Origin of the sequence: Bradyrhizobium sp. ORS 86, assembly GCF_045571475.1 — a bacterium.
Classification (GTDB): Bacteria; Pseudomonadota; Alphaproteobacteria; order Rhizobiales; family Xanthobacteraceae; genus Bradyrhizobium.
Window position 1 is genome coordinate 1314453 of sequence record NZ_CP120699.1, and the last position, 15424, is coordinate 1329876.

The 15424-nt window shown below is 62.9% G+C and carries 16 protein-coding genes; 12 read left to right on the forward strand and 4 right to left on the reverse strand.

The features are described from left to right. Positions 1-1014: 1014 nt before the first annotated feature. Positions 1015-1599, reverse strand: coding sequence for a LysE family transporter (locus P6U25_RS06025; RefSeq protein WP_407150560.1), 585 nt, complete (start codon positions 1597-1599; stop codon positions 1015-1017). Between the two features lie 745 nt (positions 1600-2344). Here P6U25_RS06025 and P6U25_RS06030 point away from each other — a divergent pair. From P6U25_RS06030 to P6U25_RS06065, 8 genes are all read left to right on the forward strand, one after another. Continuing rightward, positions 2345-3334, forward strand: coding sequence for an NADP-dependent oxidoreductase (locus tag P6U25_RS06030; protein WP_407152435.1), 990 nt, complete (start codon positions 2345-2347; stop codon positions 3332-3334). Positions 3335-3409: 75 nt separating this feature from the next. Beyond that, positions 3410-4081 (forward strand): HD domain-containing protein, encoded by a 672-nt coding sequence (locus tag P6U25_RS06035; RefSeq protein WP_407150561.1) that lies wholly within the window; start codon positions 3410-3412, stop codon positions 4079-4081. Then, positions 4074-5303: an MFS transporter gene (locus tag P6U25_RS06040; RefSeq protein WP_407150562.1), complete on the forward strand. Its 1230-nt coding sequence runs from the start codon at positions 4074-4076 to the stop codon at positions 5301-5303. Before P6U25_RS06035 ends, P6U25_RS06040 begins: the two co-directional genes overlap by 8 nt. A gap of 188 nt (positions 5304-5491) precedes the next feature. After that, complete coding sequence (locus P6U25_RS06045) at positions 5492-5914, forward strand: cupin domain-containing protein (protein ID WP_407152436.1); 423 nt, start codon at positions 5492-5494, stop codon at positions 5912-5914. Between the two features lie 221 nt (positions 5915-6135). Then, positions 6136-7110 (forward strand): GlxA family transcriptional regulator, encoded by a 975-nt coding sequence (locus P6U25_RS06050; protein WP_407150563.1) that lies wholly within the window; start codon positions 6136-6138, stop codon positions 7108-7110. A gap of 179 nt (positions 7111-7289) precedes the next feature. After that, complete coding sequence (locus tag P6U25_RS06055) at positions 7290-7931, forward strand: HD domain-containing protein (protein WP_407150564.1); 642 nt, start codon at positions 7290-7292, stop codon at positions 7929-7931. A gap of 72 nt (positions 7932-8003) precedes the next feature. After that, positions 8004-8228 (forward strand): nitroreductase family protein, encoded by a 225-nt coding sequence (locus P6U25_RS06060; protein ID WP_407150566.1) that lies wholly within the window; start codon positions 8004-8006, stop codon positions 8226-8228. Positions 8229-8252: 24 nt separating this feature from the next. After that, positions 8253-8792 carry a DUF4863 family protein gene (locus P6U25_RS06065; RefSeq protein WP_407150568.1) on the forward strand — a complete coding sequence of 180 codons (540 nt, stop codon included), beginning with the start codon at positions 8253-8255 and terminating at the stop codon, positions 8790-8792. 225 nt (positions 8793-9017) lie between these two features. Here P6U25_RS06065 and P6U25_RS06070 read toward each other — a convergent pair whose 3' ends face one another. Both P6U25_RS06070 and P6U25_RS06075 read right to left on the reverse strand, forming a co-directional pair. After that, positions 9018-9476 (reverse strand): cupin domain-containing protein, encoded by a 459-nt coding sequence (locus P6U25_RS06070; RefSeq protein WP_407152437.1) that lies wholly within the window; start codon positions 9474-9476, stop codon positions 9018-9020. A 66-nt stretch (positions 9477-9542) separates the two neighbouring features. Next, complete coding sequence (locus P6U25_RS06075; RefSeq protein WP_407150569.1) at positions 9543-10418, reverse strand: SDR family NAD(P)-dependent oxidoreductase; 876 nt, start codon at positions 10416-10418, stop codon at positions 9543-9545. 102 nt (positions 10419-10520) lie between these two features. Between P6U25_RS06075 and P6U25_RS06080 the strand changes: the two genes are divergently transcribed. The 3 genes from P6U25_RS06080 (at position 10521) to P6U25_RS06090 (ending at position 13410) form a co-directional block, all read left to right on the forward strand. After that, on the forward strand, positions 10521-11744 hold the full coding sequence (locus P6U25_RS06080) for a Rieske 2Fe-2S domain-containing protein (protein ID WP_407150570.1): 1224 nt from the start codon (positions 10521-10523) through the stop codon (positions 11742-11744). A gap of 74 nt (positions 11745-11818) precedes the next feature. After that, positions 11819-12175, forward strand: coding sequence for a non-heme iron oxygenase ferredoxin subunit (locus P6U25_RS06085; RefSeq protein WP_407150571.1), 357 nt, complete (start codon positions 11819-11821; stop codon positions 12173-12175). Further along, positions 12172-13410 (forward strand): NAD(P)/FAD-dependent oxidoreductase, encoded by a 1239-nt coding sequence (locus tag P6U25_RS06090; protein WP_407150572.1) that lies wholly within the window; start codon positions 12172-12174, stop codon positions 13408-13410. Before P6U25_RS06085 ends, P6U25_RS06090 begins: the two co-directional genes overlap by 4 nt. A 17-nt stretch (positions 13411-13427) precedes the next feature. Here the strand turns inward: P6U25_RS06090 and P6U25_RS06095 are convergent, their stop codons facing one another. Continuing rightward, on the reverse strand, positions 13428-14021 hold the full coding sequence (locus tag P6U25_RS06095) for a MarR family winged helix-turn-helix transcriptional regulator (RefSeq protein WP_407150573.1): 594 nt from the start codon (positions 14019-14021) through the stop codon (positions 13428-13430). A gap of 215 nt (positions 14022-14236) precedes the next feature. On the opposite strand from P6U25_RS06095, the gene P6U25_RS06100 reads away from it, so the two are divergent. Beyond that, positions 14237-15421 (forward strand): ABC transporter substrate-binding protein, encoded by a 1185-nt coding sequence (locus P6U25_RS06100; protein ID WP_407150575.1) that lies wholly within the window; start codon positions 14237-14239, stop codon positions 15419-15421. Positions 15422-15424: the final 3 nt, after the last annotated feature.

Here is a 15424-nt window from a genome sequence, read left to right on the forward strand (position 1 = left end):
TGGATAAGGGGATTGAGTATCGAGGTCATCGACTCGCGGTGGTCGAGCAACCCCCGGCGGCGGCTCGTTGGTTGAGATCACGCGCCTGGCCGGGGAGCTGACAGTCCGGACATTGACTTACCAAACCAGTCAGGAAGCGCTGTCCGCGGCAAGAGCGAACGTCGACGGTCATCCCGAGGCCAAGAGGTGACTGAATTCGCACCTCGACAAACTAATGGCTGCCTTTTTCGATCTGGATGATCCTAGCGCCGCTCGATCCGCTTCCGGCTGCTGCCGACCTTCTTTACCGAGGCGGCTGACCTGATTGTCTAAGGTTCATAGCGGACTTCATAGTCCTAGCCGCCAGCGACAAGAGCGCGATCCTGTTCGCGTCCGCGGGCAGTCTGCTTCTTCGCCTTTGCCGTTCCTCCCTCCCTCTGATGAACGCGAACGCGCGGTAGGACCGACAGTTCCACGTGCCGGCTATCGCGCTGTCAGCATGAATGTGAGTCATAAAGAATAAGACCTCAGTGCGGGCGGCTGAAGCCTTGAAGTGGAGACCTACTCAAACTCCCGAAAAAACGGAGAACGTGCACACAGGTTCCCGTCAAGGATACTGCGACCATCGATCTCAATCGATCGATCAACATCCATTGAACGGAGTATGCTCAGGAAATCCCGTACGGCAGCGAGTTCACGCCAGCCAACGACAGGAACGGGAAGCCGCCGAGCGCTAACGCCAGCTCACGGAACGACCATCGCTTCTCGACGCACTGTTCAAGGCAATCGAGCGCCAGGGTGGCAAAATCAAGCAGAGCGACCGGCGCGAACTCTTTCCCTGCGCAATCTCCCTGAAATACCGCCAGCGGTTGGCGTCACGCTTTCTTCTTTGTTGCTCCTCGTACCGGCGGGCGTAAAGCGGCTCTCGCCCAAGCCTCACGAACTGCCCTATGAGGAGAAAGGCGTCTGACGCCACCGCGCTGGAGCCAGACTCGCGGCCAATAATCTTGATGTGAAGATGATAGATCGCTCGCTCTAAGTTAAGTAGCCCAGTGCGCCGATCGCGCTTTTGGAAAGCGCGGCGAGGCCCAGCCCTACGAGGATGAGACTGGCCACTTTGTTGCTCAGTTCGAGACGCCTCTTGCTTAGTCGCGAGCGTGCCGCGACGACGACGGTGGTCAGGACGGTCCACCACATGACTGATCCAAGAAACACACCAACCATAACGGATGGCACTGCGGCGATACCGGCCGAAGCATGCAGGACCGCGAAGAACAACACAATCGTGAGAGGATTGGCCATGCCCAGAACCAGAGCGCTCAGATAGGTATCCGCAAAACGAGATCGACCCCCCTCGGCCGTCGTCGGAAGTCTAACGTCATTCCGCCAGATCCTGATCGCGAACCAGATAAGACTGATGCCGGAGATGGCGCGGAGCAGAAAGACATTCGCAGCTATCCAGGGCTGGGTCAGCGCGCCCGGCCCCAGCACTATGAACGCACTGTATCCGAGGTGTACTGTCGCGGCTCCTAGTCCGGTGGCGAGGCCCCCCGCCATCCCACCGCCGAGTGTTCTCTGGATGAACAATACACCCATCGGACCAATCGGTGCTGCGACCATGGTCCCAGCCGGCCTTCATTTTGGCGGCTGGAACAGTCAGCGTTCGGCATCCCGATCGACCTGGGCACCAAACCACGCTCTATGTCATTGCGTGAGACGCTGGACCGCGGCGCCACGCCGCGCGCGGCCGTTTCCGCGCGGGATGACGGCCATTGACCAGTAGGCCAAAGCTGCGATGGGAAAACTCGTGAGTACTTCCCGAACAGGGCGTATTCGATATTCCGAAACCCAAAGTGCAATGACGCGCCCTAAGCATCGTCCTCCGCGGTTATCCGGTTGCTCTCCGGCCCGCTCTACATCCGGCCACACGACGCTTCGGCAATCTGTCGTTCTGCGCCTTGATGGTTGACCACCTCCCGAAGATGCTTAGCGCCCTTGATGCTTTCGCAGCGCAGACCGCCAACGGCATTGAAATCTCCTCATCCCGCAGCTTCCGATCGCACCTTCGGATCGTGAGGATAAGCACCCGCTTTCACGTAACATCGCAGCAGCTCCGGCGGGGTGGAATCGGAATAGATCGAGAATCATCTGACAGCGAAACCGCTTCTACTGCCGCGAAGACTCCGACGGGTCTTGTCAGGAAACGACGTACGGCTGTCCTGATCCGCAGGATCGCGTTCGTTGTCCTGGACACGACCGGTTGCGATATATTGACAAGCGAGGCCTCGCCCTGGGATTGGCCGGCGAAGGCAACTTGAAGTCGTCGGCACAACCCGACGAACGAGCTGAGCGCAAGGAGAATGTGATGGCCGCGAGCAGCATGGTTCCTCAGGCAAACGAAGAGCGAACTCATTCAACAATGATGGCCTGGCGCGTGCACGAATTTGGGTCGCCAGAGGTCATGAAGTTCGAGTGCGTGCCGCGACCCGAGCCAGGTCCCGGCGAGGTCCTGGTCAAAGTTGAGGCCGCTGGAGTTGGCCCCTGGGATGGCTGGATCAGATCCGGCAAGAGCGCTTTGCCGCAACCACTCCCCCTGACTCTGGGCTCAGATCTGTCCGGTGAAATCGTCGCGATGGGGTCCGGGGTTTGCGAACTGCGTGTGGGAGATCAGGTTTATGGTGTTACGAATCCGCAGTTTGTCGGGGCCTACGCCGAATACGCTCTAGCGTCCGCGGGCATGGTCTCGAACAAGCCGACATCGTTAACCCACGTTGAAGCCGCGTCCGTTCCTGTCGTCGCCGTGACGGCATGGCAGGCGTTGTTTGATCACGCCCAACTCAAAGCAGGTCAAACGGTGGTCATTCACGGCGCGGCCGGCAACGTTGGATCCTATGCGGTTCAACTGGCCCATCACGCGGGTCTGCAAACCGTCGCAACCGCATCGACGGGCGATATTTCCGCTGTGCGTAAGTTTGGCGCAAACACGGTGATCGACTACCGGACGCAGCGCTTCGAGGAAGAAGTTCGGGAAGCGGACGCCGTGATTGATCTGGTCGGCGGCGAAACCCAAAGCCACTCGTTCCGGGTCCTTCGTCGCGGCGGCAAGCTGATCTCGGCAGTGTCCCGTCCGGATCAGGATCTTGCAAAGCGCTACGGTGTTGAAGCCACCTTCTTTCTGGTCGACGTCACGAGCCAATGTCTGGCGAAGATCGCTCGCTTCATCGATGATGGAAAGCTGCGAACAAACGTCGGGGCAGTCTTGCCCCTCGCGGATGCACGCGAGGCTCATTTGACGCTGGAACGCGTGCGGCCTCCGCCGAAAGGAAAGATCGTGCTCGACGTCGGAGCGAGTTGATCAGCATAATTTCGCCGTTGCGCTCGCGTGCAACGCGCAGCCAAGCCCCACAGCAATTCTTGAAAGGACGCAACAATGACAACCCGAAATCTCGCCCAGGCTCTCGTCATTCCTGATTCCTTGCTCGCGAAAGAGGCGACAGACATCCTGCGCGAACATTCCACCGATCTGCTGTTCAATCACTCGATCCGCGTCTACCTGTTCGCTGCTGAGCAGGGTCGTCAGAGGAATCTGCGCTTCGATTCCGAGCTCCTTTACGTTGCCGCCGCATTTCACGATCTCGGCCTGATCAAGAAGTTCTCGAGCCCAGACGAGCGCTTCGAGGTCGATGGCGCAAATGCCGCCCGGCAGTTTCTTTCTACCCACAACATTGCTGAAGACCAGGTGCAGACTGTCTGGGAAGCAATTGCGCTGCATACCACCCCCGGCATCCCGAAGCATATGGGACCCGAAGTGGCGCTCCTCAACTCCGGTGTGCTCCTCGATGTCATCGGGGTGGGCTTCGATCAGTTTCCCGCGGACCTGCGCGAGGAAATCGTCGCCAAGTACCCGCGCACAAATTTCAAAGAAGGCTTCATTCAGGAGTATTTCGCCGGTTTTGCGCACAAACCGGCGACGACGTATGGCACCGTCAACGCCGCCGTCTGCGAACGTTTCATCCCGGGGTTCAAGAGTCCCAACGCCTGCGACCTGATCGCTGCTTCGCCCTTCTCGGATACCCAGCACAGGGCTCACCATCATGACTAGGACCTATCCTGTGCTCCAGGAGCCCAATCTCGATCGCGCGCAGGCTACCGGCGCCGACTCGCTGGCCTCTCTCATTTGGCTAACCCTCGGCGCTTTTGCCATCGGCACCGAGGGGTTCATGATCGCCGGGCTGCTCCCGGCCCTGGCGCGAGATCTGAACGTCAGTCTGCCAGCCGCCGGTCATTTGGTTACCGCCTTCTCCCTCGCTTATGCCATCGGCGCGCCGGTCATGGCCGTGTTAACGGCCGGGCTGGAACGGCGTCGGCTGCTGGTCGTCGCCATGGGCGGCTTCGCCCTGGGTAACCTGCTCGCCGCGCTGGCGCCGGGCTATGCCGGGCTGTTGGCCGCGCGGCTCCTGTTGGCCCTGTCCGCGGCAAGCTTCATGCCGGCGGCCAGCGGATATGCCGCCGCATTGGGCGGTCCGGAGCGGCGTGGCCGCGCCCTGTCCACCATCACCACCGGGTTGACTCTGGCCATCATCGCCGGAGTGCCGCTGGGTGTACTGGTGGGGCAGGGCTTCGGCTGGCGCGCCACCTTTTTCGGTGTGGCGGGGCTGGCGGTGTTCTCGCTGTCAGGGATTCTCATCCGGCTGCCGCGCCAACGGCCCGGCGTCACGGCCGGCCTGGGTGAGCGCCTGGCGCTGGCTAAGCGTCGCGATATCCTGGGCGTGCTGGCGACGAGCGTGCTGACCGTGGCCGGCACTTTTACGGTCTACACTTATCTCAGTGTGTTCATAGCCGCCGTCGGCGGCCTTGGCCCGCAAGCGCTGGCACCGGTGCTGCTGGGCTTTGGCCTGGCCAGTGCGGTCGGCACCCAGCTCAGCGGCAGCGCGGCGGACCGTTGGGGCGCGCGCAGTGTCGTGATCGTTGGTGGATGGCTTGCCCTGCTGGCCTATCTTGCCTTCTCGCTCAGCGCGGCCCTCGAGCCGGCGCGGGCAATGCCCGTCCTGCTGCCGGCCATCCTGATTTGGGGGTTCGCCAGTTGGGGGCTGATAACGGCGCAGCAAGCGCGGCTGGTGACGTTGGCTCCGGCGCTGGCGCCGATCAGCCTCTCGATGAATTCATCGGCGATCTACCTCGGCAGCGCGATGGGTGCCGCGGCGGGCGCTGTGGTCATTGCCAATGGCGCGATGGAGCGGCTCGGCTGGGTGGCTGCGGGATTCGCTCTGGCAGCTCTATTATCGGTGCTGCTCAGCGGCAGCAGCACATCAGGCCGAAGGTAACGGCGGCGGCGATGGCTCACATCGGAAGCGTCACCATGACCATCAGCTCGGGTCTGCGTCCTGGTTTCAAACAGTTGCGTGAGCTCGTTAGAAGAGGAGGTGCGATGATGTCGATCAGTGGTTTTGCCTATCGGATTGGTGCTTTGTCCAACCCTCGAGGTATGGCGGCAAAGGCAGCGAGACGAGCAATGCGAACGGCCGCCGTCCCGCTGATAGCAGCAGCGATCGCCCTGGGAGCTTCGCCGGCGATCGCGCAGGACCGGGAGCAGGTGAAAGTCGCCTTCGCGCACGCACTGCCGAATGTCGAAGGAAAGAGGCTGGTTGCCGTGACGGTGACTTATCCTCCGGCAGCCAAATCGCTCGCTCATCACCACGCGGCGTCAGCATTTATCTACGCCTATGTGCTGTCCGGCGCCATCCGCAGCCAGGTCGGCGACGAACCCGCGAAGGTCTATCACGCAGGCGAAAGCTTTTACGAAATGCCCGGTTCACATCACAGGGTCAGTGAGAACGCGAGTGACAAGGAATCCGCCAGCTTGCTGGCGGTCTTCGTTGTGGATTCCAAGGACGAGCCCTTGACGACGCCAGACAAGGCGCCGGGATCGCAATAATGGCGACAAATTCGCCTGTTGTCGTGACGATCTTTTTTGGACCTGCATGGGCCGCCTGGTTGGCCGCTGGGAGAGCAAAATCGACCAATAGAAGTCCATAGCCCGCGGGGGGTCCCGAATGCACGGATGTTCGTTCTGTCGCCTCCCGGATTCACGCCAGGCCTTTTGCACCGTCCGGACTACCTGCATAATAAGGCTCCAGAGTGGAGAGGCAGTAGCAGGTGCCGGTACAAGCGGTCGCGATCGTCGTCGGTGAGGGGGTCCAGGCCCTGGACGTGGCGGGGCCGATGGATGTGTTCAGCGAGGCGAACACGTTTCTCGGCAGCGCGGATCGCTACGAAACCGTATTGGTTGCTGCTCACCGCGATCCGCTGCGCGCGTCGAACGGCATACGCTTGGTCGCCGACCTGACCTTCGATGAAGCGGCGGGCGGCTTCGACATCGTTCTGGTGGCCGGCACTCCGACGCCACCGCAAGCGGAGCCCGAGCCGCGCCTGCTTCAGTGGGTCAAGGAGCTGCCGTGGCGCTCGAGCGTTTATGGGTCGATCTGCACCGGGGCGTTCGTCCTTGGCTATGCCGGTCTCCTCGACGATCGGCGTGTCACAACCCATTGGCAGGATGCACAGGCGCTGGCGGCCAGGTTTCCGAGGGCAAAAGTCGAACCTGATCTGATCTATGTGCGCGATGGACGGCTGATCACCGCGGCCGGTGTGACTGCGGGGATAGATCTGGGCCTCGCACTCGTCGGGCAGCGGCACGGTGCCGAAACGGCGCTCAAAGTCGCCAAGCGGCTGGTCGTGGTTGCCCAGCGCCAGGGCGGACAGTCGCAGTTCAGTCCTTATCTCACAGCACCTGCCGATCCCGAGTCGCCGATCGCGCGCATCCAAGACCATGTCATGGCCAATATTGGGGATCGCCACACCCTGGAGTCGCTTGCCGCGGTCGCCGGCATGAGCGCCCGGAATCTGGCCCGACATTTCGTGCAGGCGACCGGGACCACGCCGCACGACTTCATCGAGCGCGCCAGGGTCGATGCGGCGCGCATGATGCTGGAAGGAAGCGACCGGCCGCTGAAGGCGGTTGCCTTCGATTGCGGCTTCGGGTCGGCTGACCGGATGAGGATCGTCTTCAGCACTCGTCTCGGCGTGACCCCTATCCAGTACCGCGCCAGCTTCCGACGAGCGGAAACGGAATAGATCGCGAGCTAAGACGAAAACGCTGTCTCCTGCTGGCGCGAAAGCGTCGGCAGGCCTTTTGTCAGGAAACGACGTACGGCTGTCCTGATCCGCAGCATCCCGTTCGTTGTCCGGAGCGGGGCTCTATTGCCTAATACCGATTAGCAACCAACCCACTACTCAAGCGAGGAGATTGCTCCATGTCCGAGATCATCGCCGGCATCCGCGTGCCTGACAGTGCCATCGCGCGCGCCGCCACGCAGCTCGTGCGCGATAGCGAAGACGACCTGCTCTACAACCACAGTCGCCGTGTCTTCCTTTGGGGCGCGCTCACTGGCGAGCGCCGCGGGCTGAAATACGACCCGGAGCTGCTTTACCTCGGCGCCATGTTCCACGACATGGGTCTCACCGAGAAGTATTCGAGCCCCGATCTGCGCTTCGAGGTCGACGGCGCCAATGCCGCCCGCAACTTCATGAAAAGCTACGGCGTGCCCGAGCGTGACATCGAGGACGTGTGGACCGCGATCGCGCTCCACACCACGCCCGGAATCCCCGAGCATATGCGCCCGACCATCGCGCTGGTGACCGCCGGTGTGGAAATGGACGTGCTCGGCATCGCCTATCACGACTTCACGCATGAACAGCGTGATCATGTCTGCGTTCATCATCCGCGCGAGGCAAACTTCAAGGAGAATATCATCGATCACTTCGCCAACGGCATCATCAAGAAGCCGCTGACGACGTTCGGAAACGTGAAGGCCGATGTCCTGGCGCTGAAGGACATGAACTATGTCCGTCAGAACTTCTGCTCGATCATCCTTGGCTCCGCCTGGCCGCACTAGTCGCTCTTTGCCATAGAACGAAGTCGAGATGGGCATTAACAATGCGGCGATATCCGGTCCCTCGGAATGTTAGTGCAGAACGTGATGCTCGCGGCGGCGCGAGGCGGGCTTCAGCCCTTTCCGCAGGAGACGTTTGCGAAATATCACCGGATCTTGCGCCGCCTGCTGTCGATACCGGAAGAGCAGATGGTGGTGTGCGGCATCTCCGTCGGGAAGGCCATGGTCGAGGGACAGGAAACATTGATGCCACGGGCGGACATTGATGAGTTCGCCACGTTTCAGGGATTCGAAGTGTAAGACTTCGTCGAAGAGGAGACCACCATGGGAAGCCGGGAAGAACTCATCCAGCGTAGCATTCCGTTCCTCCGGGAGATCAAGGACATGACCCCCGGCGCCGAGATGGAGCGTTGGCTCAACGCAACTTATGGGGAAGACAGCGTCCTCTATCGCGATCTCGCCCGCTTGATCAAGGCCGGGGTCGAGGAGGGATGGGCGGCAAACCAGGAGGTGGACGGCCCGAATTACCGGCGCAGCCGCATCCTGGAGCCGACGGCTGAAACCTTCCAGTTCAGCATCACCGCCGTGTATATGAACAGCGCCGATCCTCGCCGCTTCAAGGACGAGGACGATCACGAAGTGCTGCGCGGCCAGCATCACGGTCATCCCTATGGCGAACTCAACCTCGTGGTGCCCCTGAACGAGGGCGCGGAGTTGAAGGGATTGCAGGGATGGCAGGGACCGGGCTGGACGGCGCCGGACCCCGGCAGCAGGCACTATCCCGAGGTCAGGGGCGGCGCGGTCATTGCGCTGTTCTATCTGCCGGCCGGACGCATCTCCTACGATTTCAAGGCGCCCGTCTGATCGGTAACCGAACCCCGAGGTGGCTCGATACGATGGCTCCTCTGCTTTGGAGCACAGGACATGGCGGCCGACCCAGCTGTCCGGCGGAAGGCGGTGCAACTCTCGTCAGCGCACGGAGCTCGGGTCCGATATTGTCGTCCACAGTCTCGACGTCGATCCGCAGGGCGACTGCGAGACCGTGTTCTTCGGCCCCCTTGGCCAGCAGAAGCCGGCCGGTCCGTTGAACTATGGCTCGAGAAGGGTGGTCAATTCGGCTCCCTCATCCGCGACAAAGACGGCTATCAGTTCGGCCGGTTCGGTGTTGCTCGCGTTGGCGGAGACAAGATGCGTCGCGCCGGGCGGTTCGAAGAACGATTGCCCTACCTCGAACGTCTCCAGCCGGCCGCCGCTCAGCTGTGAGCGGACCTGACCTTTGGTGATGTAGGCGGTCACCGAGCCGCCGTGGCGGTGCGGCGGCGTGAAGCCGCCTGGCCCGTAGCTGACGCGCACCACCGTGACGCGCTTGTCCGGTACATTCGGCAGTGCGTGCGAGGAAATCACCTCGACCTTGTTGAGCGACGTGCCCGACGAAGACATCTCGGCGCACAGCGGCGCCGGGAATGCTGTTGTCGCGCTCATCGCCAGCGCAAGGGTCTTGGCGATCCCGACCGCGCAGGCGAAGCCAGTGACGACGGCCAGTGACAGCGGCTGCCAGTCGCGCTCCGCGAACGGTGCCAGGGCTGCGATTGCGGTCCCATGGGTTTCTCCCCCTCAGGTCGCGACGTTTGGCTTGAACACGGACAGCGGCGCGGGATCGCGGCTTGGCGGCGGCGGCACCTTTCCGTCGACATCGGTGAAGCCGTATTCGGCCGCCAACTCCGAGGCGAGCAGGATCTGGCCGCTTTTGGCCATCACGCCGGGATCGGCGGCGAGCGCGGCGACCGCCCGCCCGGCGAACACCGGCGTCTCGCCGCGTTCGGCAATCAGTTTGGCGAGCGCCGGCGGCACGCGGTCGGGCTGCGCCGCAAGCTTCTCGCTCTTGATGTAGCCGGGCCAGATCGAGACCGCGGCAATGCCGAACGGCTTCAGCTCATGCGCCATGTCGCGTGCCATCCGGTCGACGCCCGATTTCTGCACGCCGAACGGAACGTTGAACGTGTAGCGGACGCCGCCGCCCGAGGACGTATTGACGATCAGGCCGCGCTGCTGCGGCAGCATCAGCGGCACGGCGAACTGGCTGGCGACGAAATGCGAGCGCAGGCCGACGCGATGCATGGTGTCCCACAGCGATGCCGGCACCTGCCAGAACGGGATGTTGACCGGCATTACGTTCGGCGCCGCAAACACGTTGTTGACGAGAACATCGAGCCGGCCGTAGTCGCGCCGGACGAGATCGAACACCTCGTGCACCGACGTATCGTCGGAATGATCGCACAAGACGCCAATGCCGCGGCCGCCGGCTGCGCCGATCGCGGCGATGGTCTCGTCGAGCGAGCCCGGCCATTCCGATCTGCCGCTGTTGCGCGTTCGCGCCGTGACGATCACGGTCGCGCCCGCTTCGGCGAGGCCGATGGCCACGCCCTTGCCGACCCCTCGGCTTCCTCCCGTCACCAGCGCGATGCGATCCTTGAGCAGTCCCTTGATCATGCGATTCCCCGATATGGCTTCTTTGGAAGATAACTTGACAATAATCTTCCTAGGAAGATAGTAGGCCGAGAACGCAGGAGACGTCAACCAGGGAGGTTCGCGATGGTCACGAGAGAAGAGAACGAATTGCTGTGCCGCGTCACGGGCGACGCGCCGATGGGACGGATGCTGCGCCAGCATTACTGGCTACCGGCAGTTCTCTCGGTGCGCGTGCGCAAGGGCGAGGCGCCCGTGCGGGTCAAGCTGTTCGGCCGCAACTTCGTGGCGTTCCGGGGCAAGGACGGCACGATCGGATTCCTCGACGAGGCCTGTCCGCACCGTGGCGCCTCCCTCGCGCTTTCGCGCGTCGATGACTGCTCGCTGACCTGCCTGTTTCACGGCTGGAAGATCCGCGCCGATGGCGCGGTGCTGGACGTTCCCAACGAGCCGAACAATCCGAAGGAATTCGCCAAGACCGTCAAAGCGAGGGCCTATCCGACGCGCGAGGGCGCCGGCCTGATCTGGGTCTGGCTCGGCGAAGGCGACGCGCCGCCCGCGCCCGACTTCGAATGGATGGATTTGCCGCCGGATCAGGTCTATGCGGCGGGCATCGAACTGAAGGCGAACTGGCTGCAGGGCGTCGAGGCCACCATCGATTCTTCGCATGTCGCGCTGCTGCACCAGAGCTGGACTGCGACCTCGTCGACTGATTTCGGCGCGACGCGCGTCAACACCGAAGTGGGCTACGAGTTCGAGAAGAAGCCCTATGGCTTCCGCGCCGCAGCGCTGCGCACGGCGCCCGATGGATCGTGCCTCGCCCGCGTCACGGAGTTCGTGATGCCCTATTATGGCTTGATCGCGCCGATCTATTCCGGGCCGCAGCAGGATCGTACTGCGATCATCGCGGTGCCGATCGACGACGAGAACCTCATCCAGTGGTACATTTTCTATAATCCGGAGAAGCCGGTGGATTCCTGGCGCAAGGTGCAACGCGCCAACCAGTGGCCGATGGCCGGCGGCCTGCCGGGCGATCAAAGCAACAATTGGGGGCAAAATCGCCAGATCATGGATGCCGGCAACAGCACCGGCTTCCATGAGATAGTCATCGAAGATTTCGTTGTGATGGTCAGCATGGGGCCGATCGTCGACCGCTCGCAGGAATATCTCTGCTCGGCGGACCAGGCGATCGTCAGGGTGCGTCGTCAGCTGCTCGACGAGGTCCGCGGCTTCATGGACGGCAAGGCGCCGAAGAGCGGCCAGAGCGAGACCATGTCCTACAAGGACATCCGCGCAGTCGGCGGCCGGCTCGCCTCCGCCTCCGAGGATTGGCGGCAGATTCCCCGCTGATCCAGTTCGGAACCCCCGGGGGCGGGACGTTGCGTTCGCGCTCCCTTCCCAGCCTCTGCCCAGGAGGAAATCACATGGCCTGGCACCATCTATGCGCCGCCTCAAAACTGTTGGAAGGCGAGCCGTTAGGCTTCAGGGTCGGCGACCGGCGCATTGCGCTCTACAAGGTCGACGACGACGTCTTCGCAACGGACGACGTCTGCTCGCACGCGTTCGCGCTGTTGTCGACGGGGTTTCTCGACCGCCATGTGATCGAATGTCCGCTGCATGGCGCGATGTTCGACGTCCGTGACGGCAAGTGCAAGTCGAGTGCCTACAGGGATGTCGAGGCGTTCAAGGTCGAGATCCGCGACGGCGAGGTCTATGTGCTGCTCGACGGCGGCGCTGCTCTGGAAACCGCCGGTGATGGCGGCGTGGACGTCAAGCCGTGAGCGGCCTTGTCGTCATCGGCGCTTCCTATGCCGGCATTCAGGCGGCCCTCACCGCGCGTGAAGCCGGCTATGCCGAGCCGGTGACCGTGATCGCCGATGAGAGCGCGCTGCCCTATCAGCGGCCGCCGCTGTCAAAGGATTTTCTGCTCGACGAGATCGGCGCGCAGGGGCTCCTGATGCACGACGAAGCGATTTTCACCAGCAACAGGATCGAGCTGTGTCTTGGCCATCGTGTTGTCGGGATCGATCGCAGCGCCGGCCGGGTCGTGTTGGCCGACGGCGCGATGCTGGATTTCGACAAACTGGTCATCGCCACCGGCTCGCGTGCGCGCAGGATCACGGTCCGCGGCGCCGAACTCGGCGGGGTCTGTTATCTCAGGTCGATCGCCGACGCTACCGATCTCAAGGCGCGGCTCAACCGGGCCAGCGAGATCATCATCGTCGGAGGCGGCTTCATCGGGCTCGAGGTGGCGTCCTCAGCGGCGAGGCTCGGCAAGAAGGTGACGGTGATCGAGTCCGCGTCGCGGTTGCTCGAGCGAGCGGTCTCTCCGGTGGTGTCTCGCGTCCTGTTCGATCGTCACGTTCGAGCGGGCGTTGCAGTGAAGTTCGGCACGGCCATTTCGGCCATGATCGGTGATGGCGGACGGGTTACGGCGGTCGAGCTGAACGGAGGCGTCCGTCTCGGCGCCGACCTTGTCGTGGTCGGCATTGGCGGTATCGCCAATGATGAGCTCGCCGTTGCCGCGGGGCTCGATTGCGCCAACGGCATCGTCGTAGATGAGCACGGCGCGACGGCACGCCCGGGAATCTACGCCGCCGGCGACTGCGCCAATCACTACAGTCGCTTTGCGGGGGGATGGATCAGGCTGGAGTCGGTTCAGCACGCGCAGGATCAGGGGAGGGCGGTCGGGCTTGCGATCGCGGACAGCCATGAAGCCTACGATAGCGTGCCGAGATTCTGGTCGGATCAGCACGATCTCAAGCTTCAGATCGTCGGGCACTCAGCGCGCAGCGATCGGATCGCGATCCGCGGCGCGCTCGAAGCCGGCCGGTTCTCCGTGTTCAACTACCGGCAGGGCAAGCTCGTCGCAGTCGACAGCATCAACAATCCTACCGACCAGATGGTGGCGCGGCGCCTGATCGCGGCCGGCATTTCGCTGACGCCCGAGCAGGCCGAAGACAGTTCGTGCGATCTCAAATCGCTGCTCAAGGCGGGCAGCAAGGCCGTCGCATGATGTTGTCGGCGGCGCTGCTAGTCCGCTGCCGCAAGCCGGGCGGACTTCTTCGGCGCTTTCACGGTTCGGACGGCGAGCAGCTTGCGCAGGCAGCGGTCGAGCATGGCGAGCTCCGCCTTGGTCAGCCCGCTTGCTTCGGTCACGGCCTCCACAACCCTGGCCACCTCGGCGATGCCGCGGTCGGCGGCCGCAAGACCCTTGGCGGTGAGACGGACCAGCTCCGAACGGCCGTCGTCGCTGGCGGAAACGCGGAGGACGAAGCCACCTTCCTGGAGCCGGGCCACGCGCTTGGTCATGGCACCCGACGTGACGAGGAGGGCGCGGAACAGGTCGGTCGGGCGCAGCTCGTACGGCTTTCCCGAGCGCCGTAGCGCCAGCAGGACGTGGAGCTCGCCGGTTTGCAGGCCGACGGCCTTCGCTATGTCCTGCAGGCGTATTTCGTGAAGCTGGTTGACGCGCTCCAGCCGCAGCAAGGTACAGGCGGCGGCAAGGTCGAGGTCGGGGCGCTGCGCGAGCCAGGCGGCCTCGATGTCGTCGTAAAGCGTGCTGTCGGGCGTAGGCGGTTGCTTGATCGCAGGTTCGGCGCGGCGTGACACGCTGCTTTTCTTCATTCCCTTCCAGTCCCCTTCGTCCCGCGCCAAGGGCGCCGGCATCATGCGTCGCAGCAATCTAACACCGTCGAATTGACGTGTCGCCCCCGCAAGTTCCTGCGACCGCTTCACACAAGCGCATCGTTCCGCGGAGCGGCCATTTGCCGCCTTTTGTCGAGGGTTGACAATTATCTTCCTAGGAAGAATATTCCAGGTAAGAAACAGGGGAGGAGCGTATGCGCGGACTTCGCGCTCTCATCATATTCGCGGTCCTGGTCGCGGCCTGCGGCTCGGCCGGCGCCGCCGAGATCGAATTGATCCTTGGCCAGACCATGCCCTATAGCGGGCCGGCGTCGGCCCTGAGCGCCGTCGGCAAGGTGCAGACCCGCTATTTCCAGATGATCAACGATCGCGGCGGCATCAATGGCCACAAGGTCAAGCTGATCTCGCTCGACGATGGTTACAGCCCGCCGAAGGCGGTGGAACAGACGCGCAGGCTGATCGAGAACGACGAGGCGGTCGCGATCTTCGGCAGCATGGGAACGGCACAGAACGCCGCGGTTCAGAAATATCTCAACGCCAAGAAGATTCCTCAGCTGTTCGTGTTCGCGGCAAGCGAGCGCTTTGCCGATCCGAAGACCAGTCCCTACACCATTTCGGGGATGACGCTGTTCAGCACCGAGGCTGCGATCTACGCGCGGCTGGCGGCCGAGCAGACGCCCGGCGCGCGCGTCGCGGTGCTGTACCAGAACGACGACTACGGCCGCGAATATCTCCGTAGCTTCAAGGTGGAGCTGGCCCGGCTCGACCCCAAGGCCGAGATCGTTGCGGCGTCGCCTTACGAAGTCACGTCGCCTACGGTCGATTCGCAGGTCGTGGCGCTGGCGAGCACCAACGCCAACGTCTTCCTCAATGCGTCGACCGGAAAATTCACTTCGCAGGCGATCCGCAAGGCTGGCGAGCTCGGCTGGGGCGCGCAACAATTCCTGCCGATCGGGAGCAACTTCGTGCCGACGATCCTGAAGCCCGCCGGGCTCAATAACGCCAAAGGAGCGATCTCGGCGACGCCGACCAAGACGGTCGGCGATCCCGAATGGGCCAACGATCCCGCGTATCTGGAATGGCTGGCTTTCATGAAAAAGTATTATCCCGAGGGCGATATCGAGGATCAGCTCAACTTCACCGGATGGAACGTCGCTGTCTTGATGACCAAGGTCATCGAGGCCTGCGGTAACGATCTGTCCCGGCAGAACATCATGAAGCAGGCCACCGCGCTGAAGAACCTGGCGCTGCCGGGCCTGATCCCGGGCATCACCGTCAACACCAGCCCGGATGATTATCGCCTGATCACGTCGCTACGGCCGCAGCGTTTCGACGGCGAACGCTGGATTCCGATGTCCGGTACCATGGCCGCGCAATGAGGC

Coding starts and splice junctions, on each gene's coding strand:
- P6U25_RS06025 (WP_407150560.1), bottom strand. CDS start 1,599: ATGGTCGCAGCACCGATTGGTCCGATGGGTGTATTGTTCATCCAGAGA.
- P6U25_RS06030 (WP_407152435.1), top strand. CDS start 2,345: ATGGCCGCGAGCAGCATGGTTCCTCAGGCAAACGAAGAGCGAACTCAT.
- P6U25_RS06035 (WP_407150561.1), top strand. CDS start 3,410: ATGACAACCCGAAATCTCGCCCAGGCTCTCGTCATTCCTGATTCCTTG.
- P6U25_RS06040 (WP_407150562.1), top strand. CDS start 4,074: ATGACTAGGACCTATCCTGTGCTCCAGGAGCCCAATCTCGATCGCGCG.
- P6U25_RS06045 (WP_407152436.1), top strand. CDS start 5,492: ATGCGAACGGCCGCCGTCCCGCTGATAGCAGCAGCGATCGCCCTGGGA.
- P6U25_RS06055 (WP_407150564.1), top strand. CDS start 7,290: ATGTCCGAGATCATCGCCGGCATCCGCGTGCCTGACAGTGCCATCGCG.
- P6U25_RS06065 (WP_407150568.1), top strand. CDS start 8,253: ATGGGAAGCCGGGAAGAACTCATCCAGCGTAGCATTCCGTTCCTCCGG.
- P6U25_RS06075 (WP_407150569.1), bottom strand. CDS start 10,418: ATGATCAAGGGACTGCTCAAGGATCGCATCGCGCTGGTGACGGGAGGA.
- P6U25_RS06080 (WP_407150570.1), top strand. CDS start 10,521: ATGGTCACGAGAGAAGAGAACGAATTGCTGTGCCGCGTCACGGGCGAC.
- P6U25_RS06085 (WP_407150571.1), top strand. CDS start 11,819: ATGGCCTGGCACCATCTATGCGCCGCCTCAAAACTGTTGGAAGGCGAG.
- P6U25_RS06095 (WP_407150573.1), bottom strand. CDS start 14,021: ATGAAGAAAAGCAGCGTGTCACGCCGCGCCGAACCTGCGATCAAGCAA.
- P6U25_RS06100 (WP_407150575.1), top strand. CDS start 14,237: ATGCGCGGACTTCGCGCTCTCATCATATTCGCGGTCCTGGTCGCGGCC.